This window comes from Pseudomonas sp. TH41 (genome assembly GCF_016650695.1).
Lineage (GTDB): Bacteria > Pseudomonadota > Gammaproteobacteria > Pseudomonadales > Pseudomonadaceae > Aquipseudomonas.
In genome coordinates this window covers 2,184,387-2,203,523 of the sequence record NZ_JAEKFH010000003.1, presented here as the reverse complement: position 1 = coordinate 2,203,523, position 19,137 = coordinate 2,184,387, and the positions used below count along the sequence as shown (strand labels likewise).

The window sequence follows — 19,137 nt, the reverse complement described above, 5'->3', positions numbered from 1 at the left end:
CTTCCTCGATGGACCTGCTTATGAATGCGCTGACTCTGCCGGATATTGCCGCGCAGGCCTCACGCCAAGCCCTGCCACTCGATTGGGTGGGCATGTGCGGCATTGCTCTTCCTGTGTTACTCGATGGCCGACAACTGAGTGCAAAGGCCGACGTGGGCGTGAGCCTCGATGACGGAGAGGCGCGCGGTATTCACATGTCGCGGCTGTATTTGGCGTTGGAAATGCTCGAGCAGGAAAACCTGACGCCCGACCTATTGCGGAGTGTCTTGCAGCGTTTTCTCGATTCTCATAAAGGCCTGCCAATAGCGCTTACTTAAAAATTCACATCGAATTACTGCTCAGAAGACCGGCATTGATCAGTCCATTGTCTGGGTGGAAAAGTTATGCAGTGAGCATCGAAGCGCGTTTGAAAAACGCAATGTTCCACGTGGAACTAAAAATCGACGTGCCTTACTCCTCAACGTGCCCCTGCTCGGCCGCCCTTTCTCGACAGTTGGTTCAGCAACAATTCGTCGATGACTTCGCGAACTCGCCATTGCAACATGCCGATGTGCTGACTTGGCTGGGCTCTACAAGAGGCATTCTCGCGACGCCTCACAGCCAGCGCAGCAACGCCCAGTTGCGAGTGCGTCTGGACGATTATCTGGACGACCTGCCGCTGATCGCGATCATCAACGACGCCGAGGCGGCCCTGGGTACAGCCGTGCAAACAGCTGTAAAACGCGCAGACGAACAAGCCTTCGCCTTGGCCAATGGGCAGAACCTGATGTTTTGCGAGGACGCCGCTCGACGTCTGAACCTGGCACTGAAACGCTCCCCCGGCATCAATGCCTTCCACCTACGGGTCGTCCACGCCGAAAGCCTCCACGCCCACGACGCCGTCGCCGAAAGCCGATGGAACTGGGAGGCCGCATGATCCGCTGCCAAGCCTTGCGCTGGGGAGCGCCCGGACATCCGCTCACACCTGCCGTAGATTTCGAATTGCCAAAGGGCAGCCTGACCGCGGTGATCGGTGCCAATGGCTCCGGCAAAAGCAGCCTGCTGAAAATCATCGCTGGACTTCAAAAGCCATTGGCCGGCAAGGTCATTCTCGATGTCCCACGCAAGGGCTCACTCTCATTCCTCCCCCAGCAACAACACCTGGATCGGCAATTCCCCATTAGCCTCCAGGAGTTGGTAGCCGCCGGTTTATGGGGCAGCAAGCAATCTCCAGGGGTACGCAGCCAGCGCCTTAAATCCGTGCTTGAAAACTGGTGCCTGAGCGGACTGGAACAGCGCCCATTGATGGCCTTGTCCGGCGGCGAATTGCAGCGTGCCCTGCTCGCCCGTTTGAGTCTCGCCGACGCCCCCTTGCTCCTGCTCGACGAACCCCACGCCGCCCTCGACGAGCTCGGCCAATTGCTGCTCTGGAAACACCTCCACGCCTGGCATGCCGAAGGCCGAACGACGGTGGTCGTGTGTCATGACCTCGCCGCCGTTCGCCAGCACATTCCTCAAACGCTGTTGATCACACGCGGTGGCTGCACCCTCGGACCGAGTCGCGATCTGATCCGCCAACAACCGCAAACGCAGGTGGCCTGATGCTCGCTGACGCTCATCTTTGGCAACCCTTCCACGAATTCGTGTTCATGCGTCGAGCACTGATCGGGGGCCTGGTTTTGGCTTGCAGCACGGCACCGCTCGGGGTGTTTCTGATCCTGCGTCGAATGAGCCTGATCGGTGATGCAGTGGCTCACGGCATCTTGCCGGGGGCTGCGTTGGGATTCTGGTTTGCGGGACTGAGTCTCCCCGCGCTGACCCTCGGAGGACTCGGCGCGGGCTTGGGCATGGCCGGACTCGCCGCCTGGATAACTCGTCGAACCGGATTGCGGGAAGACGCTAGCCTCGCTGCGATCTACCCGATCTCACTGGCCGGTGGCGTATTGATCCTGGGCATCGCCGGCAAGCGTCTGGACCTGCTGCACCTGTTGTTCGGCTCAGCACTGGCGGTCGACGCTCCGACGTTGACGGGAATGCTGTGGGTCTCGGCATTCAGCCTTATCTGCATGGCACTTATCTACAAACCTTTGCTGCTGGACACCCTCGACCCGCTCTTCCTGCAAACCGTCAGCCGAATGGGCCCATTGGCTCACGGCGTATTCCTGACCTTGGTGGTGCTCAACCTGGTGATAGGTTTCCAGGCCATCGGCGCGCTGATGGTGGTCGGTCTGATGATGCTGCCCGCTGCGGCTTCGCGCTTCTGGAGTCGCCGTTTGCCTCTGTTGATGGCCATCTCTGCCCTGCTCGGCTGCCTCTCCGTGTGGTTCGGTTTACTGCTGTCGTTCTACTACTCGCTGCCCAGCGGCCCGGCCATCGTGTTAGTCGCTGGCAGCGGGTATCTGCTGTCCGTGGTGTTCGGCCCGGTGCACGGCTTGCTGCGCCGCCCGCCTTTGCTCACATCCCAATGAGGTCTTTGCCGATGCGCGTTTTACTCGTGCTGTTCAGTTTGATGCTGTCGATGTCGCTGTCTGCTGCGGAGAAACTTCAGGTCGTCACCAGCTTCAGCATCCTCGCCGACATGACGCATCAGGTCGGAGGCGACCACATCCAGATCACCAACATGGTCGGCCCCGATGCCGATGCTCACACGTATGAGCCAACGCCAGACGACGCCAAGGCATTGCTCACAGCCAAACTGATTATCGAAAACGGACTCGGTTTCGAACCCTGGCTGGATCGTCTGGTGACCAGCACCGAGACCACAACGCCGGTTATCAGTGCGAGTCATGGGGTCATACCGCGCTCGCTGGATGAGGACGGCAAGACCGTGCCCGACCCTCATGCATGGCACAACCTGGCGAACACCGAGCTGTACATCAGCAACATCACCAAGGCATTGATTGCCGCCGACCCGGCGAACAAGGCCGACTACCAACGCAACAGTGAGGCGTACCTGAAACAGATTTACGCCCTGCTCGCAGAAGCCAAGGCCAAGCTCGGTTCGCTGCCACCGGGCAATCGCAAAATCGTCACCTCTCACGATGCCTTCGGGTATCTCGGTCAGGCCTACGGCATTCACTTCATGGCGCCTCAAGGTCTGTCCACCGAGCGTGAACCCTCGGCGGCCGAAGTCGCTGCGCTGATCACCCAAATTCGTCAGGCAAACGTCAAAGCGGTGTTCATGGAAAACATCAAGGACGCTCGCTTGCTCAAACAGATCGCCGACGAAAGCGGTGCGCATATCGGCGGTACGCTGTACTCCGATGCCCTTGCGGCAACCGGGCCGGCGAGCACCTTCGCCGGCCTGTTCGAACACAACCTCAATACCCTGTACGAGGCGTTGCGAAAGCCTTGATGCGCGAGGACGTCTTCGTCGGCCCCCAAGCAGTGATTCGAGCCGTCAAGCTCTCGGCTTAACGGTCCCGCAATCCTGACCCAACCACACGGCGCGGCTTTCAAGACTGCCCTTCTGCTGGATGCCGGTGGCATTAAAAGTGCCGTTAACCTTGGTGGTGAACTCACGGTCGCTGAGGAATGTGGCGACACCGGCACCCTGCGCTTTCGGACAGCTAAAGCGGAATTTCCACTGATTGCCGCTGCGATCAGTGATTTCCTGCTTGCAGCCCGATTGCGGGTCGGTGAGCGGAATATTGTCAGTCTTGACCTGCTCCGGAGTCAGGCACGCCCGGATCCCTTTACCCCCCATCGTGATGCCCTGCTTCTCCAGCTGCGCGCGTTGCTCAGGCGTCATCTGGCTCTGCAACTGACCAAGGATCAACTGCAAGTCCGGCAGATTCTGGTCATCGACTTTCATGTTACTGGTGGTCAATTCCCACAAACCTGGCTGCAGCATTTGCGCTTGAGCGGCCACAGGAAGTGCTAAACCAAAAACCACGGCCAAACCCAGCAGACGAACATTCATCGAGTAACTCCTGATCAATAGTGGCCGTTAGACGTCAGCCGTCAGCATCGGTTCATGGGCCAATTAAATAGCGACATTCTGCACGGAACATGGTCTGTTAAGCACTGAATCTTCAGGAGCAAGGCTGCCCCCATGGATTATTTTGGACCACACATTTTCGGCTACACGATTGCACTGCTTCACTCGCTGGGCCTGATCGCTGCCATCCACGCCGTGCTCACCGTCCGCACCGCGCAGGGCTCGATCGCCTGGGCTCTGTCGCTGCTGTTCATTCCTTACCTGACGCTCATTCCGTACCTGGTCTTCGGCCGCAGTACGTTTGATGGTTACATCAAGGCTCGACGGACCGCCAACGAAGAAATGCGCAAGGCCATTTCCGAGCTGAACTGGCGCCCGTGGGTAGAAGAGGCGCTGACAGCGCGCGCTTCCAACGCTTACGCGTCTTTAAGGGCCATGCCAAAGCTTGGACGCATGCCGTGTCTGGCGAACAACGAGGTGCGATTGCTGATCAACGGCCAGGCCACTTTCGAGGCCATTTTCGAAGCGATCAGCTGCGCCAAAGAAGCCGTGCTGATTCAGTTCTTCATCGTCCACGACGACCGCCTCGGCCAACGATTGCAAAACCTGCTGCTGAAAAAGGCCGCCGAAGGCGTGGCCGTTTACTTGTTGTACGACCGAATCGGCAGTCACACCCTGCCCCACAGCTATGTGCAAACATTGCGAGACGCTGGCGTCGAGGTCAAAGCCTTCGCAACGCGGAGCGGCTGGCTCAATCGGTTTCAGGTGAACTTCCGCAACCACCGCAAGATTGTGGTGGTGGACGGGGTGCTGGGCTTCGTCGGCGGACACAACGTGGGCGACGAATACATGGGCGAGAATCCGCCCCTGGCGCCGTGGCGCGATACTCACGTGCAAGTGCGCGGACCGGTGGTGGCCTGCATGCAGGAATCCTTCGCCGAAGACTGGTTCTGGGCCGCTCGCTCATTACCGCCGCTGATCTTGCCGGACGTTTATCCGGACGACGGGGTACTTTGCCAGTTGCTCGCCAGTGGGCCGGCAGACGCCTACGAAACCTGTTCGTTATTCTTCGTCGAAGCCATCCACGCGGCGACAGAACGGGTGTGGATCACCAGCCCTTATTTCATACCCGACGAAGCCGTGTTCGCGGCCCTTAGGCTGGCAGTTCTGCGCGGTGTGGATGTGCGACTGCTGCTGCCATCCCGGCCAGATCACCGAATCGTCTACGCCGCTTCCAGCCTGTATGCCTTCGAAGCGGTACGCGCCGGCGTGCGGGTGTTCCGCTACAGGCCCGGGTTTCTGCATCAGAAGGTGGTGTTGGTCGACAGCGAAATCAGCGCCATCGGCAGTGCGAACCTGGACAACCGTTCGTTCCGCTTGAATTTCGAAGTGATGCTGCTGACGGTGGACAGTGTGTTCGCGGCCGAGGTGGAACAGATGCTCAACGCCGACTTCGCCCAGGCCCACGAAATTGCCAAAGAAGAAGGCCGGGAGACCCACCGCCTGCAGCAGGTAGGCATGCGGATCGCCCGGCTTATTTCGCCGATTCTCTAGGGGTTATAGATGTCGTCGCGTGTCCAGGGCAGCTCATGGCTACCGTCAGCATGGGCTTTCACCGCGAGGATCTGGTGCAGATTGATCCAGCCCCTGGCGAACGCATAAGCGCACCCCGCCAGGTACAACCGCCAGATCCGCAACGCCTGTTGCGGCACCTGCTTGGCGGCGGCTTCCAGATTGTCTTCCAGACGCTCACTCCAGTGGTCCAGGGTCCGCGCGTAATGCAGACGCAGACTCTCGACATCGACAATCTCCAGCCCCGCGTCGCTGATCTCTGCAGCGATCATCGACAGGTGCGGCAGCTCACCGTTGGGGAACACGTATTTCTCGATGAAATCACCGGCACCGCGTCCCACCGGACGGCCGTCGATGTGCTTGGCGGTGATCCCGTGGTTCATCACCAGACCGCCCTCTTTCACCGCGCCGAACAGGGTTTTGCAGTACTGCGCCAGGTTGGCGTGGCCAACGTGTTCGAACATACCGACACTCACCACCTTGTCGAAACGACCGTCCTGCGGCAGATCGCGGTAGTCGAGCAGTTGCAGTTCCACCAAATCGTCCAGGCCTTCCTCTGTCACCCGTTCACGGGCCAGAGCCAGTTGCTCTTTACTGAGCGTGATCCCAAACACCTTCGCGCCGAACTCCCGAGCCGCATACCGAGCCAAACCGCCCCAACCACACCCGACATCCAGCAAGTACTCACCCGGTTGCAGCCGCAACTTGCGGCACAGGTGACGGAATTTGGCCTGCTGGGCTTGCTCAAGCGTTTCGCTGCCGGTCTCGAAGTAAGCGCAGGAATACGCCATGTCGCTGTCGAGCCACAATTGATAGAAGGCGTTGGAAAGGTCGTAGTGGTAGGAAATCGCTTTGGCGTCGGTTTCCTTGTCGTGCACAACACGCACTGGCTGATTGTCATCGTCACCAAGCAGTGCCTGGCTCCATTCGTCACAGACGCGAATCACATCGCTGATTGAGCCCTCAAGTTCAAGTTTGCCTTCGACAAACGCCGCCCCTAACAAGTCGAGGCTAGGATGGGTGAACTGGGAAACCATTTGTGGGTCCTTGACCACAATAGTGACACTGGGCGCCGGCCCCAGATTGAATTCATGGCCGTCCCAGAGTCTCAGGCGAAGCGGTAACTGCAGATTCTGTAAGGCCGGTGGAAGTTGCGCGAGCATGGAGAATCCCCCTTGTTTCAGACGTCTGATGTGAGGGTAGACCATCTTTGAAAAATAGCGGGCTATCGATTTAATAGCCGTTTTCTATCATTCGCAGCGTTCCACAAAACCGCTGAGAATTCGCGAAAGTGACATGCCCTCACTCTGATGACTACGAATTCGGCGCACAGTTCTAAAAAGTTGAAATCATTCAGATCTCGTCCTTCAACTTCAGCAAGGGCTCTTGAAACCTGAGTAAACGCCCGGCGTTGCCCAACACCAACAACGTGCTGAAGTTGTGCAACAACGCAGCGATCATCGCCCCCGCCGCACCGAGCCAGCCGAACGCAGCGAAGGCGACGATTGCTAGCGTCCAGCCCAGACCAATGATCACGTTGACCTGCAGGGTCTGCCGGCATTGGCGACTCAAACGCACACACGTCCCGAGCCGGCGCAAGTCACTGCCGATCAGCACGATGTCGGCCGAGGCCAATGCGATATCTGCTCCGCCCGCCCCCATCGCCACGCCGACCACACCGGCCTTAAGGGCCAGCGAATCGTTGATGCCATCGCCCACCACCATTGGCCGGAAGCCACTGCCGATTTCTTTTAGCACGCGATTGAGTTTGTCTTCGGGCAGCGCTTGGGCTTCAACGTCGCTGATGCCGACATCCAGCGCCAAGGTGTGAGCAACACTTTGCCGGTCACCCGTCAGCAACAACTGCCGTCCCAACCCCAGTTCACGCAACTCGCTCAAGGCAAATCGCGCTTCGGGTTTGACGCTATCGGCCAGCAACAGCCACGCCAGGAATTCTCCGTTGAGTGCCAGCCCGGCAATCGGTCCATCGTGGTCGGGGACGCTCGACGTGGCGATGCCCAATTGCGCGAACAACTCCGGTCGCCCGAGCGCCGCCTCGCCCTGCCCCGTCATTGCTACCACGCCCAAACCCTGACGCTCGTGAATGTCCGAGAGCAGCAGAAAATGTTCCTGAGTCACCAATCCCGCAAGCGCACGACTGACCGGATGGCTGCTGGCAGAGCCGAGGCTGGCAGCCAGTTTCAGGACCTCACTGCGATCCTCCAGCGGGCTGTCGATGGACTGCAAGCGCAAGGTGCCGAAAGTCAGGGTTCCCGTCTTGTCGACCACCAGCGAAGTCAGGTCTGCCAACTCTTCGAGGAACGCTGAGCTGCGAATCAGAATCCCGTGACGCGCCGCCACGGCCACACCGGCAATCGCCGTGGCCGGTGCCGACAACACCAGCGCACAAGGACAGGCCGCCACCAACACCGCGAGCATGGCCTGGGCATCGTTAGTGATAAACCAGGTCACCGCGGCCAGCAACAACACCAGCACCATGTAACTGCCCGCATAGCGTTCCAACAAACGCGTGATCGGCGGCTTGGAGCGTTCGGCGCTCTGCATCAGCGCGATAACTTTGCCAAGGGTCGATTCGTTGCCGGTGCGCGTCACTTCAATGCGCAACAGACCGTCGAGGTTGATCGCCCCGCCGAAAACTGGCAGACCAACGCTCGCCTCCATCGGCACCGATTCGCCGGTAATCGAAGCTGTGTCCAGGCTCGCCTGACCGGTCAACACCCGACCATCCGCCGGCACCCGATCACCCGCGCGCACCTCGACCTGATCACCCGCCTTGAGCGTGCTGTTGTCGACTTCAACGATGGAGCCGTCTGCCTGAATCTTGCGCGCATGGCTGCGCGTCAGTTTGCCCAGCGCGTGAATGGCTTCCTGGGAACCGATCACGCTGCGCTCTTCCAGCACGTGGCCGAAGATCATGATGATCGGCAGCAAGGCAGCCGTGAGCAGATCGCCCATGGCCCAAGCGCCCAGCAAGGCGAGAGCGATCAACTGATCGGTGATCCCGTGCAAGCTTGGAAAACGCAGGCTGTACCAGGCCGAGCGCATGACCGGCACGGCCACCAACACGGAAGCAAAACCCAACAGCAGTTGGCTGACGCCGGTCTGTTCCGGCGACAGCCAGCGCCATATCAGGCCGAGCGCGAGCAAGCCCAGTGCGAGCATCGCCAGCGTCAGTTGGCGGGCGGCGCTGCGTTGTTCAGCCGAGGACAACATGCTCGGTGAGGCGGCGGTTTGGGTGGTCATTGTGCAGCTCCCTGAATGATCAGGCGGGAATCGTCTTTCGGATTGACCGTGGTCACCGAGCCGGCCTGACCGAGGATTTTCGGCATCCGCTCGCGGTAAATGCGCAGCAGCATTTGCGGGTCAGTGCCTTGCTGTTGTGCCTTGGCCAGACTTAACACGGTGGCCGTGTCGGCCGAGGCCTTGGCCAATCGTTCACTCGCTTGTGCATGGGCGACTTGCAGCGCTCGGTCGGCTTGCTCGTTGGCGGTCTGAGTCAGTTTTTCGGCTTCAGTACGCGCATTGGCCACGGCTTTGTCGGCTTGTTGACTGGCCGTCAGAACAGCGTTGAAGGCATTGACCGCCGGGCCAGGCAAACTCGATTGCACATCGACTCGCACCACCTCAATCCCGAGCCCCTGCCCTGTCGCTGTCAATTCGGCCAGACGTTGATTGATGCCTTGCACCAAATCGCCACGCAGCCGTTCACGTCTTTCGGCGGCCTGGTTATCGGCGCCGAGCAGTTCCGGACGGGCGACCAAAATGGTGTCCAGATCACGCGCAGCAGTGAGCGCCACCGCGCTGCGGGTGACCAATCGATCCAGCGCCGGCAGTACGTGCTCGCCTTGAAGAACGAACGCATACGGTTCAGTCACCTTGTAGAACACCCGCACATCCAGTTGCACCACACCTGCGTCGCCGGTCAGCAAGTAGCCGGAGCCGGCAAGCGCATCGCTGATTGGCGTGGCAAAACTCGACACTCGATCGGCCTGCAACGCGGCATCCGAGCGCAGCAGATTTTCCACCCGACGCTCAATCACCCGGTCCGCCGCAGGCAGCAAAATCACCTGCTCAAACGGTCGCGGCCACGCCAATAGCAACCCCGCATTTTGAATGCGATCCAGCGCGCCGAAGTGCAACACCACCGCACGATTCTGCGGGTCGATCTGCCGCACATTGGAGACCGCCCACACCAAAGCCGCCAACACCGTCACCGCGTACAACGCGAGAAAGGCCAAACGCCCGGCCTGAATCCAGGGGCTGCTTAACTCATTTGTTCCACGTGGAACCAAACTCATGGCTGCGACCCGGACTTGTTATCAAGTGTCGGCGGACCGTCGACCAACACCCGGAACGGCGCAGCATCCGTGCGCAAAATCAGTTTTGTGCCGGGCGTAACGATGGTGCCCAAGGTGTCGAGGGAGCGCAGCAAATTGTAGAGCTGCGGCGAGCCGGCATAGGCGCGGCCGTAGATCTGCGCGGCTTCGACGCGAGATTGTGCTTCGATGTCCGCCGCTTTTACCGTCGCATCGGCTTGTACGATTCGTGCGTCACGCTCGGCGGCGGAACGGATCTGCGCCGCTTCACGCTTGCCGATGGCGGTGCGCTCGGTGGCGATTGTTTCACGCTCGGCGCGCATGCGATCGACGGTGGCCGTGAGGGTTACCGATGGCAATGTCAGGCGTTCAATCCCGACTTGCAGCACGCGCACGCCGTAAGTGGTCAACAGCTGCTGATCAATCTGCTGTCTTAGCTGTGCTTCAAAATCGGCGATGTGCACCTGATTGGCATCGGTGTTCACCAGGTTGGCCAGATCAAAACTGCTGGCGGTAGTTTCCAGCGCCGAGCCTACAAAAGTGCGAATCTGCCGCGCCGCCTCGTCCGGCTGATTTTGCACCGCGCGCATGAAGCGCTGCACATTGTCCGGATCGCCCTGCACCTGCCAGGCGACATAGGCCTGAACGATGATGCGCAAACCGTCCCGCGTACCCACGTCCTGCAAACCGCTGGAGGTGGTGCGCAACCTCAGATCGACAGGTATCGCTGCTTCAAACGGAGCAGGCCAGCGCCAGCCAAGCCCTGGCTCCAGCAACACCCGGGACGGATTGCCAAAGCGCGTGATCACTGTGGCCTCCCCCGACCGCACTTGCACCAGACTCGCCGCCGCGAGGGCGAACGCCACTAGCAACACCGCCCAACCCATGCGTCGCCACGGAAATGGGCCAGCCTCTTGCGGATCGCCGTGGTGGTGATGGTGATGGCCGTGGTGATGCCCGCCATGGCTGTGATCGTGGCCAGTGTGGTCATCGTGATCGTGAGTATGCGACTGGCTCAATTGGCAGCTCCTGGCTGAGCGGTTTTACGCGCTGGCGCAGGGTCAGCCGGCAGCGTGAACGTACGGAGGTCGATGGTCGGCGCGTTGCTGCTGCCGCCCAGACGATGGTCGAGAACCAGCAACCTGGCGCTGGCCAGGCCCTGGGAAAGTTGGCTGAAGTATTGTTCCAGCACAAAGGCCTGGCCGGCGCTGGCGTAGGCCTTTTGTTCGGCGCTGAAGCGCAGGTCCGCCGCTTGGGCGGTGGCGTTGATTTCCCGGGCGCTGGCCGTCGCTTGATCACGGGCGATGCTGGCCTGCAACTGCGCCTGATTGGTGGCCTCTGCCGCCGCCCCGCGCTCGCGGGAGATCAATGCCTGGGCGCCAATCTGCGCCGCCTGCACGCCGTGATAAGCATTGGCCGCACCAGCGGGTGGGTGAATCGCCTCGACCACGGTGGCGAGAATTTCTACGCCGCTGTCGAGTTTTTGCAGGTCCGCCTGCACCGCGCGTCCGATCTCCTCGGCCAGCCCTACCCTGTCCTCGCCAAGCAAGCCGTCGAGGGTGCGCGAAGCAAAGTCGTGAACCAGAATCCGGCTGGCGGTGCTGCGAATCAGCGTCGGTACGTCGGCGCTGTTGTAGGTTGCCGCCATCGCCGCCTGATCCTTCAGACCAATGCGGTAGACGAAGCGCACGTCCATGTTGACGATCTGGAAGCTCTGCTTGTCAGCACGACTGCTGGCGATGACCTGGGACTTGTCGTTCACGTGACTAGCGTCCCACAAGCGATTGGCAATCGCCGGTGCCGGGCCTTCTGCCGGTTCGGCAACGGTCGGTGCCGTCGCTTCGCCGACACTGGTGGCCAACTCGTGGACCACGCCATTCTCGACGCTCAGCACTCGGCCCAACGGCCAAGGCAAACCTGCGTGCAAACCCGGGCCGAACACTTCCACCGGTTTACCGAAACGCTCATAGATCCCCCGCCCTTGCAGCGGCACTTCGTGAATCCCGGTGAGCGACCAGCCGACAATCGACACCACCGCCAGCACCGGCAGAAACGCTCGACGCATGTAAGTGAAGGCCCAGATCTGCCGCAGGTCGATGCCGAAGCGATTGTGCAATTCGTGCTGCAATGCCAGAAGAGGCTGGGGCGGCCAGCGCAGCATGTCGGCGACGAAACTTCGCGCCAGCAACGTCGGTTCAAGTTGTTCTCGCCGGGGACTGAACAATGACAGCACCGCGCGCAACAGCAATTCGACCGCGACCAAGCCCGGCAGCAGGCCGATCAGCACGGCCAGACGCACCGGCCAGACCGAGGTTTCGCTAGCGAACAACAGGCACAAAGCGCTGAGCACCAGGCAAATGATCGCCACACGAGTCAGTTGTGCCAACGGCCCTGCTTCCGGCCATTGCGCCAGGTTTTCCTGGGCCAGTTGACGTTCCAGCACCAGCAAGCCGAAGGCCAGCAATAACGACAGCGCAGCACCGACACTGGCCGACACGCCCAGCGCGGTGGGCGGCAGTGTGAGGTTCCAGACCTGTTCGATGCTGAACAACGTCAACAGCGCCCACCCCCCCAGCCACAACGTCGGGGCGCCGATCTGCACCAGCATGTTCAACCATCGCTGACTGATCCGATCCAGTTGCCGCTCGTACCAACCCACAGGGGCATCAGCTTCAGCAGCAACGATTTCCTGCACGACCGGATTCATCGCCCCTGCGCGCCACTGGGTAATCCACCAGGCCGATTGCAGGCCGGCAACCAGCACCAACAAGCCGGCGCTCTGATTGACCAACAATGCCGGCCACAGTGATTGCGCTGCAAACAACCCGACAAAAAACGCCAGCACTGCGCCTGACGCCGCGAGAGCGCCCAGGCCAATGGCGAACCTGCGCAATCGCCGCCCGTGAAAAACCGCCTGCTGAAAGCGCGGCAGCCCGGCTACTTGCGTCCCATCGACATCGAGATCGACTTGCATACCACCCCAGTGTTTATCGTTGCTCACAGCACAGTTCGTTACGATATAACGAAAGCAGTGAAATTTTTGTACTAAAAAAGCTCTATCTAAAGGCGCTGAACCTGTCGCTTACCTGAAGCCTTGACCGAAATGCTTCAGAACGCACATATTATGTTCGTAATTTTTATCGAAGGACTGCATTGACCCGGCCCGATTCCCTTTCACTCCAGGAGTAACGCCATGAGTACCTACGACGTCGTGATACTGGGCGCAGGCCCCGGTGGTTACAACGCAGCCATCCACGCCGGCCAGTTGGGCCTGAAAGCGGCTTGCGTGGAAGGACGCGCCACACTCGGCGGCACCTGCCTGAATGTCGGTTGCATGCCGTCCAAGGCGCTGCTGCACGCCTCCGAACTCTACGACGCGGCCATGGGTACGGAATTCGCCAACCTGGGGATTGAAGTCAAACCTACCCTCAACCTCGTCCAAATGATGAAAGAGAAGGATGAAAGCGTCAGCGGGCTGACCAAAGGCATCGAGTTTCTGTTTCGCAAAAACAAGGTCGACTGGATCAAGGGCTGGGGCCATATCGACGGGCCGGGTAAAGTCACGGTAACCGACAGCCTGGGCGGCAAGACCGAGCTGAGCGCCAAGGACATCATCATTGCCACGGGCTCCGAGCCCACTCCCCTGCCCGGTGTGGAGATCGATAACAAACGCATCCTCGACTCCACGGGCGCGCTGTCGCTGGCACAAGTGCCGAAACACCTGGTGGTGATTGGTGCCGGGGTGATCGGCCTGGAATTGGGCTCGGTGTGGCGGCGTTTGGGGGCTCAAGTGACGGTCGTCGAGTTTCTTGACCGGATCTGCCCGGGTGTCGATTCCGAAGCGGGCAAAACCCTACAGCGCGCTTTGAGCAAGCAAGGCATCAGCTTCAAGTTGAGTTCTAAAGTGACCCGCGCCACGACGTCCGCCGCCGGCGTCCAGCTCAGCATCGAACCTGCAACCGGTGGCACCGCCGAGGTGCTCGAAGCCGATTACGTGTTGGTGTCCATCGGACGTCGGCCTTACACCCAAGGCCTGGGGTTGGAAAACGTCGGCCTCGCCACGGACAAACGCGGCATGCTGGCCAACAAGGGGCATCGCACCGAAGCGGCTGGTGTGTGGGTCATCGGCGACGTCACTTCAGGACCGATGCTCGCCCACAAGGCCGAAGACGAAGCCATGGCCTGTGTTGAACAAATCGTCGGCAAAGCCGGTGAGGTCAATTACGACCTGATCCCTAACGTGATCTACACCAAACCCGAGCTAGCCAGCGTCGGCAAGACGGAAGAACAACTCAAGGCCGAAGGTCGTGCGTACAAGGTTGGCAAGTTTCCCTTCACCGCCAACAGCCGGGCGAAGATCAACCACGAAACGGAAGGCTTCGCCAAAGTATTGGCCGATGAGCGCACCGACGAAATTCTCGGCGTGCACCTGGTGGGCCCCAGCGTCAGTGAAATGATCGGCGAGTATTGCGTGGCCATGGAATTCAGCGCCTCCGCCGAGGACATCGCCCTGACCTGCCACCCACACCCGACCCGCTCCGAGGCTTTGCGCCAGGCGGCGATGAATGTGGAAGGGATGGCGACGCAGATGTAGAAAGATCAAAAGATCGCAGCCTTCGGCAGCTCCTACAAAGATATGTGTACAACTGTAGGAGCTGCCGAAGGCTGCGATCTTTTGATTTCAAGTTGGCAAGTGCTCCAACGGCAAAGCCCCCGGCGTCTTCACCGTATGAATCGCAAAGTTGCTACGAATGTCACTCACACCCGGCAGCTTCAACAAGCGCCCCGTGAGAAATCGGTCATAGGCGCGCAAATCCGGCACCACCACTTGCAGCAAAAAATCCGATTCTCCTGACACCAGAAACGCCGAAATCACTTCGGGCAGCGCCGTCACCGCCAGGCGGAAGGCTTCCGCCTGTTCATCGTTGTGGCGTTCAACCTTGACCCCGACAAACACGGTCAGACCCAGCCCGACTTCATCGCGATCCAGGTTAGCCTGATAGCCGCGAATCACCCCGGCGTCTTCAAGCATCCGCACCCGGCGCAAACACGGCGAGGCAGACAGACCAATCTCCTCAGCCAATTGCACGTTGCTCAGGCGACCGTCCCGTTGCAGCGCCGCAAGAATTTTTCGGTCGTAGGCGTCCAGTTTCATCGTTTGGCAGATCCTGATGGTAGTGATGCAGATTTGTAGAAGATTATGCCAATCAAGTATGGTTTAGAAGCGAACTACGCAACCACCTGCCCCGCCCCTCAGCCCTAGACTGACCGCACCGAATCGACAACGAATGGGGTGCGACATGGCGGGACTCTGGCTGTTTTTCATGGCGTTGGCGGTGGTCTACCTGTTGCCGGGCCCAGACATGATTCTGCTGTTGCAGACCGGCGCCCGCCGGGGCAAAGGTGCTGCGCTGGCGACTGCGGTGGGTCTGGGCATTGCGCGTGGTTGTCATGTGGCATTGGCGGCGTTGGGGCTCGCGGCGTTGTTCAAAGCTGCGCCCTGGACCTTCGACGTGGTGCGTCTGGCCGGTGCCGCGTACCTGCTGTGGATCGGCATTCAATGCCTGCGAACCACGCTGCTGCCAACTCTGAACAACGCCGAAGCCACTACCGGCAAACCTCACTGGCGCGAAGCGATCCAGCGCGGTTTGCTGACCAACCTGCTCAACCCGAAAGCGCTGCTGTTCTGCTCGGTGCTGCTGCCGCAGTTCATCGATCCGCACGCGGGGCCGGTGCTCACGCAATTCGCGACCCTGGGCGTGGTGCTGGTTGGCGTTGGATTGTTGTTCGACAGTGCGTATGCATTGGTAGGCGCAGCACTTGGCCGCTGGCTGCAACGCAGTCCCTCGGCCCAACGCTTGCAGCAGTGGTTGTTCGGTAGCCTGTTGATTGGTTTCGCGGTGCGGCTGACGTTTGTTCAACAGGCGTGAGCCTTACTGCACTTTTTTCCGGCGTCGGTTGATCAGCAACAAAGCCGCTGCCGTGATCATGATCACTGCGCCGAACTGCAACGGCTGCTTGTAGGGCCGCAGTTGCGATCGCACGGCGTCGGTGACTTGGGTCACATAGCGCTTGTCGGTGTTCCGAAAGTCCGGTTCCTGGCATTGATGACCGAAATCGCCAGCCCAGACCACGTAGGGGCCTTCCTCGACATAACGACGATAAAACGCGCTTTGTTCTTGCAGACTGGTCCCCCATGACGAAGCCTTGCACAGCACCGAAGCAAAAGCTTGACTGCTGTGGGGTAGATGATCGGCAGCCTTGCTCGCCAGGGCTGTGGCCACAAAACGGTAATGAAAACGCTCGTCGGGTTGCGCCACGGTGGCGTGCTGGCGCTGCACTTCATCCGCAGCTATCAGCGGTCCGACCTTGAGTTCGGGAGTTTCAAGACTGTAATTACCACCCAAGGTCGCGTAATCCGGCGCCATCTCATAACCCAACAATTCCATCCCGTCGAAACGGGCTAATGTTGCGGCGTAGTAGTAAGCGAATGCTCGTTTGGTCGGCCACCATTTCGATTCGGCATCGTTGCGCAACTGCCCGTACCACCTGGCTTTATGTTGCATCTCGACGCTGTCGAAGTATGGCGGCGCTTCGTCATAGCGTTCTTCTCGTAGCAACCTACGCCCGAGTAAATCGCGCAATTTCGCCGCCACCGGCAATGGCACGTAGTTATCCCGCTCCTGCTGAGTCAGCGGTGGCGGTGCCGGCACCTGGGTGTCGACGTAGTGCTTGAGTTCATCGACAGTCAGCACCCGTTCGGCGACGGTGGCCGCGTCGAACCAGTAGATGCCGTTGCTGCGGTAAAGCTGATCGAACGCTTGCAGGTAATCACCGCGCTGCAGGGCGAGGATCGCGCTTTCACCCTCGACCCGGCACTTGGGCTGCACCGTTTCGAAATCCCACTCTGGCGTCCGTCGCTCACCCCACGACTCATTCTGCGGGAAGGCCTGGGCAGCCTTGGCATACGCTGCGGCGGCGGCGATTTTATCGCCGTCACGCATCGCCAGTTTTGCCCGTAGCCACCACGCCAGACCGCCGTCGCCCGCGTGTTCAAGAAATGCTTTGGCGCTGGCGTAGTCGCCCTGTTGATAATTCACCGCCGCCAGACGGTCAGCATTATCCAGGCTACCGCGTGTGCTGTTTTGCAGCTGTGTGATCAGTTTCAATTCGTTCGGTGGTTGTTCACCAAATGACCAGCCCAGCCGACTGATCAACGACGCGGTGACGAGTTGCTGCACCGGTTTGCCCTTGAGCAGAACGGCCAGTTGATCCTCAGGCATCGCTGCCAGATCGGCCATCAACAGCTTCAGCGAGGTGTAGCCCACCGCCGAACCATGAAGATTTTGCGTGGCGTAGAGTTCGATGGCGCTGTTCCAGTCGCCAGCGGTGCGTGCAACGCGAGCCTCTTCGCCAAGGCTGGCGACGCCCAGTTCCAATGGGTCGCTGAAGCCTTCGATGCTCAGCTGGCGAGTCTGCTCAAAGGCTTTGCGAGACTGATCCAGCAAGTCGGGGCCAGCGTCCGCTTCGGAACTCATGGCAAACAGCGCCCGGCCCAACGAGTAAGCGGCCCAGGTGCTGCGCAATGCGCGTTGATCTGCCGGCAACGTCAGCACCTTCTGGAAGTACTCGGTCGCCAGCCCATAATCACCGGCAGCAAACGCCACGGCACCCGCCAGATAAAGCTTGAGCTCCGCTGGCAAATTCGCAGCCTGAGTCTCGACTTGATGGGCGTCAGTCAGGCTGCGCAGCTGTTTCACCAGCGCTTGCTGCTCAGCCGTCAAGCCGACCTGCTCGGCGTTGCTGCGCTGTTCTGCGTAGTCGGGAGCTTCCATGCTGTAGGCGGCTTGGGTGATGTTTTTCAAGCCGGCGATGGCATGCCCGAGGCGATTGACCTCGACATTGAAGTTGCCCTCCGGCAGCTCCGCCAGCGACTGACCTCGATTGTCGAGCAGACGCATGGGGAAATCCGGCCCGCAGGCCAACGCCGAACCCAGCGGCAAGCTGAGGCTCAGGCAGAGCACATGACGGGGCCAGTTACGGGTGAACATTCGAACCTCCTTGATCAATATGTGCGCAGCGCGCCCAACCGATGGCGCGCTGCCCGCCAGCCGGCAGGCGGCCGTCGCGCAGGCGGGTGAAGGTAAGCAGATCCGGGGTTTGTTGCAACGCATAACCCGCCAGGGCATCGGCGCCCTCGCAGCTCTGGACCGCGAGGGTCAGACGCTCGGGCCATGCAGTGTCGAGATTGCCCTGGTTGCTGATGCTGATATCAAACAGGCCTTCCTTCGCCGAGAGCTGCAACGTCAGGCGGCTGTCCAGCGCATCGCCCCGAGCGACCGCGCGCAGGGTCGTCAGGCTCCACGCCCGGCGATCATTGGCCAACGGCAGCCGAAACCAAATCAGGCCGGCCAGATGTGCCGGCGGATCATTGCGCAACTCGGCGCCGAGCGTGCTCAATTGCTGCGGGTCAGCCATTAATTCCCGGCGCTGTCCGCCACGCTCAAGGGGCGCTTCGCTCTCCACAATGGGAGCGTCGCCGGCACCCGGTAACAACGCGACGCCATAGGCCGGCAGCGCCAAATAAAAGGGTTTCGAAGTATTGCGGCTCCAGGCCTTAACCCATTTTCTGGCCTGGTCTGCATCAAACAAGCCCCGACGCGGATCGCTCACCGCGTGCACCTGCAACACGCTACTGTCGACTGTGGATAACAGCGTCGGCAATTCGGGACTGTCGAGCCAGGCCGGCAATGCAGTAATGCTCAGCGGCATCGAAGCCGGCAGGACGGTGCGCAAGTGTGTAAGAAATTCGCGGTAAGCCGGTAGCCGAGCACTACCCGCATCGTGGTCAATTTCCACGCCGGAGAGGATGAGCCCCTGCCCTTGCCAATCACTGAGCACCTGCTGAATCTGCGCAGTGACATCGTCCTGATCCAGCGATTTGAGCTGGCCATCGAGGCGAATCACCGCAATCAGCGGACGGCCGTCACGCTTGAGTAATGCCGGGTCGATCCGCGCCCGGCGCCAACCGGCCTGCGGGAATGCCTGCAAGGCCAGTACCCGCAGGGTCGAAAAGTCAGCGCGACTGTCCTTGAGCGCGGCTTCGTGAGCCGAGGTCCATTGACGTTGCCAGACGTAGAGCTGCTGATCGAGCGGCGGCGCGTCCTGTCGTTCGCATCCGTTGAGCAGTACTAACACCGCCAGCAATGCCGACAGACGAACGAAAAAACCCATAAAAATCCTTAAGCCGAATCAGATCCTTGTAGCAGCTGCCGAGCCTGCGAGGCTGCGTCCGGCTGCGAAGCAGTC

The 19,137-nt window shown here is 60.3% G+C and carries 15 protein-coding genes and 1 pseudogene; 7 read left to right on the top strand and 9 right to left on the bottom strand.

Annotation, left to right across the window (positions count from 1 at the left end):
- The first annotated feature begins 20 nt into the window (after positions 1-20).
- The 4 genes and pseudogenes from folE2 to JFU37_RS12660 all read left to right on the top strand — a co-directional run bounded on the left by folE2 (position 21) and on the right by JFU37_RS12660 (position 3,334).
- Positions 21-916: pseudogene (folE2, locus tag JFU37_RS12675) on the top strand (GTP cyclohydrolase FolE2).
- Positions 913-1,581, top strand: a complete 669-nt coding sequence (locus JFU37_RS12670; RefSeq protein WP_201115612.1) for a metal ABC transporter ATP-binding protein — start codon at positions 913-915, stop codon at positions 1,579-1,581. Before folE2 ends, JFU37_RS12670 begins: the two are co-directional and overlap by 4 nt.
- Complete coding sequence (locus JFU37_RS12665) at positions 1,581-2,447, top strand: metal ABC transporter permease (protein WP_201115611.1); 867 nt, start codon at positions 1,581-1,583, stop codon at positions 2,445-2,447. The genes JFU37_RS12670 and JFU37_RS12665 overlap by 1 nt, the downstream gene beginning before the upstream one ends.
- 11 nt (positions 2,448-2,458) lie before the next feature.
- A complete protein-coding gene (locus JFU37_RS12660) occupies positions 2,459-3,334 on the top strand; it encodes a metal ABC transporter substrate-binding protein (protein WP_201115610.1) in 876 nt (291 codons plus the stop codon).
- 45 nt (positions 3,335-3,379) lie between these two features.
- Here the strand turns inward: JFU37_RS12660 and JFU37_RS12655 are convergent, their stop codons facing one another.
- Positions 3,380-3,901: a DUF3617 domain-containing protein gene (locus JFU37_RS12655; RefSeq protein ID WP_201115609.1), complete on the bottom strand. Its 522-nt coding sequence runs from the start codon at positions 3,899-3,901 to the stop codon at positions 3,380-3,382.
- A 132-nt stretch (positions 3,902-4,033) separates the two neighbouring features.
- Between JFU37_RS12655 and cls the strand changes: the two genes are divergently transcribed.
- Positions 4,034-5,473, top strand: coding sequence for a cardiolipin synthase (gene cls / locus JFU37_RS12650; RefSeq protein ID WP_201115608.1), 1,440 nt, complete (start codon positions 4,034-4,036; stop codon positions 5,471-5,473).
- On the opposite strand, the gene cfaB is transcribed toward cls, so the two are convergent.
- From cfaB to hflK (JFU37_RS12625), 5 genes are all read right to left on the bottom strand, one after another.
- A complete protein-coding gene (gene cfaB, locus JFU37_RS12645) occupies positions 5,470-6,654 on the bottom strand; it encodes a C17 cyclopropane fatty acid synthase CfaB (protein WP_201115607.1) in 1,185 nt (394 codons plus the stop codon). The two genes, cls and cfaB, sit on opposite strands and share 4 nt — an antisense overlap.
- 190 nt (positions 6,655-6,844) lie before the next feature.
- The gene (locus JFU37_RS12640) at positions 6,845-8,755 is read right to left on the bottom strand and encodes a cation-translocating P-type ATPase (protein WP_201115606.1); all 1,911 of its coding nucleotides are present in this window, start codon (positions 8,753-8,755) and stop codon (positions 6,845-6,847) included.
- Positions 8,752-9,810, bottom strand: coding sequence for a protease modulator HflK (gene hflK / locus JFU37_RS12635; protein ID WP_201115605.1), 1,059 nt, complete (start codon positions 9,808-9,810; stop codon positions 8,752-8,754). The genes JFU37_RS12640 and hflK (JFU37_RS12635) overlap by 4 nt, the downstream gene beginning before the upstream one ends.
- Positions 9,807-10,847 carry a protease modulator HflC gene (gene hflC, locus JFU37_RS12630; RefSeq protein WP_201115604.1) on the bottom strand — a complete coding sequence of 347 codons (1,041 nt, stop codon included), beginning with the start codon at positions 10,845-10,847 and terminating at the stop codon, positions 9,807-9,809. The genes hflK (JFU37_RS12635) and hflC overlap by 4 nt, the downstream gene beginning before the upstream one ends.
- Positions 10,844-12,802 (bottom strand): protease modulator HflK, encoded by a 1,959-nt coding sequence (gene hflK, locus JFU37_RS12625; RefSeq protein WP_201116482.1) that lies wholly within the window; start codon positions 12,800-12,802, stop codon positions 10,844-10,846. Before hflK (JFU37_RS12625) ends, hflC begins: the two co-directional genes overlap by 4 nt.
- 219 nt (positions 12,803-13,021) lie before the next feature.
- Here hflK (JFU37_RS12625) and lpdA point away from each other — a divergent pair, with 219 nt between their 5' ends.
- A complete protein-coding gene (gene lpdA / locus JFU37_RS12620) occupies positions 13,022-14,422 on the top strand; it encodes a dihydrolipoyl dehydrogenase (RefSeq protein WP_201115603.1) in 1,401 nt (466 codons plus the stop codon).
- Positions 14,423-14,509: 87 nt separating this feature from the next.
- Here lpdA and JFU37_RS12615 read toward each other — a convergent pair whose 3' ends face one another.
- Positions 14,510-14,983, bottom strand: a complete 474-nt coding sequence (locus JFU37_RS12615) for an Lrp/AsnC family transcriptional regulator (RefSeq protein WP_201115602.1) — start codon at positions 14,981-14,983, stop codon at positions 14,510-14,512.
- Between the two features lie 145 nt (positions 14,984-15,128).
- Between JFU37_RS12615 and JFU37_RS12610 the strand changes: the two genes are divergently transcribed.
- Positions 15,129-15,758 (top strand): LysE family translocator, encoded by a 630-nt coding sequence (locus tag JFU37_RS12610; RefSeq protein WP_201115601.1) that lies wholly within the window; start codon positions 15,129-15,131, stop codon positions 15,756-15,758.
- 3 nt (positions 15,759-15,761) lie between these two features.
- Here the strand turns inward: JFU37_RS12610 and JFU37_RS12605 are convergent, their stop codons facing one another.
- Together JFU37_RS12605 and JFU37_RS12600 are read right to left on the bottom strand one after the other, a co-directional pair.
- Positions 15,762-17,879, bottom strand: coding sequence for a hypothetical protein (locus JFU37_RS12605; RefSeq protein WP_201115600.1), 2,118 nt, complete (start codon positions 17,877-17,879; stop codon positions 15,762-15,764).
- Positions 17,866-19,062 (bottom strand): DUF3142 domain-containing protein, encoded by a 1,197-nt coding sequence (locus JFU37_RS12600; RefSeq protein WP_201115599.1) that lies wholly within the window; start codon positions 19,060-19,062, stop codon positions 17,866-17,868. Before JFU37_RS12600 ends, JFU37_RS12605 begins: the two co-directional genes overlap by 14 nt.
- Between the last annotated feature and the right edge of the window lie 75 nt (positions 19,063-19,137).

Excerpts from the sequence above, each read along its gene's own strand:
- JFU37_RS12670 (WP_201115612.1), top strand. The coding sequence starts at position 913 with ATGATCCGCTGCCAAGCCTTGCGCTGGGGAGCGCCCGGACATCCGCTC.
- JFU37_RS12655 (WP_201115609.1), bottom strand. The coding sequence starts at position 3,901 with ATGAATGTTCGTCTGCTGGGTTTGGCCGTGGTTTTTGGTTTAGCACTT.
- hflK (WP_201115605.1), bottom strand. The coding sequence starts at position 9,810 with ATGAGTTTGGTTCCACGTGGAACAAATGAGTTAAGCAGCCCCTGGATT.
- JFU37_RS12640 (WP_201115606.1), bottom strand. The coding sequence starts at position 8,755 with ATGACCACCCAAACCGCCGCCTCACCGAGCATGTTGTCCTCGGCTGAA.
- JFU37_RS12605 (WP_201115600.1), bottom strand. The coding sequence starts at position 17,879 with ATGTTCACCCGTAACTGGCCCCGTCATGTGCTCTGCCTGAGCCTCAGC.
- hflK (WP_201116482.1), bottom strand. The coding sequence starts at position 12,802 with ATGCAAGTCGATCTCGATGTCGATGGGACGCAAGTAGCCGGGCTGCCG.
- JFU37_RS12665 (WP_201115611.1), top strand. The coding sequence starts at position 1,581 with ATGCTCGCTGACGCTCATCTTTGGCAACCCTTCCACGAATTCGTGTTC.
- cfaB (WP_201115607.1), bottom strand. The coding sequence starts at position 6,654 with ATGCTCGCGCAACTTCCACCGGCCTTACAGAATCTGCAGTTACCGCTT.
- JFU37_RS12600 (WP_201115599.1), bottom strand. The coding sequence starts at position 19,062 with ATGGGTTTTTTCGTTCGTCTGTCGGCATTGCTGGCGGTGTTAGTACTG.
- lpdA (WP_201115603.1), top strand. The coding sequence starts at position 13,022 with ATGAGTACCTACGACGTCGTGATACTGGGCGCAGGCCCCGGTGGTTAC.
- cls (WP_201115608.1), top strand. The coding sequence starts at position 4,034 with ATGGATTATTTTGGACCACACATTTTCGGCTACACGATTGCACTGCTT.
- JFU37_RS12615 (WP_201115602.1), bottom strand. The coding sequence starts at position 14,983 with ATGAAACTGGACGCCTACGACCGAAAAATTCTTGCGGCGCTGCAACGG.
- JFU37_RS12660 (WP_201115610.1), top strand. The coding sequence starts at position 2,459 with ATGCGCGTTTTACTCGTGCTGTTCAGTTTGATGCTGTCGATGTCGCTG.
- JFU37_RS12610 (WP_201115601.1), top strand. The coding sequence starts at position 15,129 with ATGGCGGGACTCTGGCTGTTTTTCATGGCGTTGGCGGTGGTCTACCTG.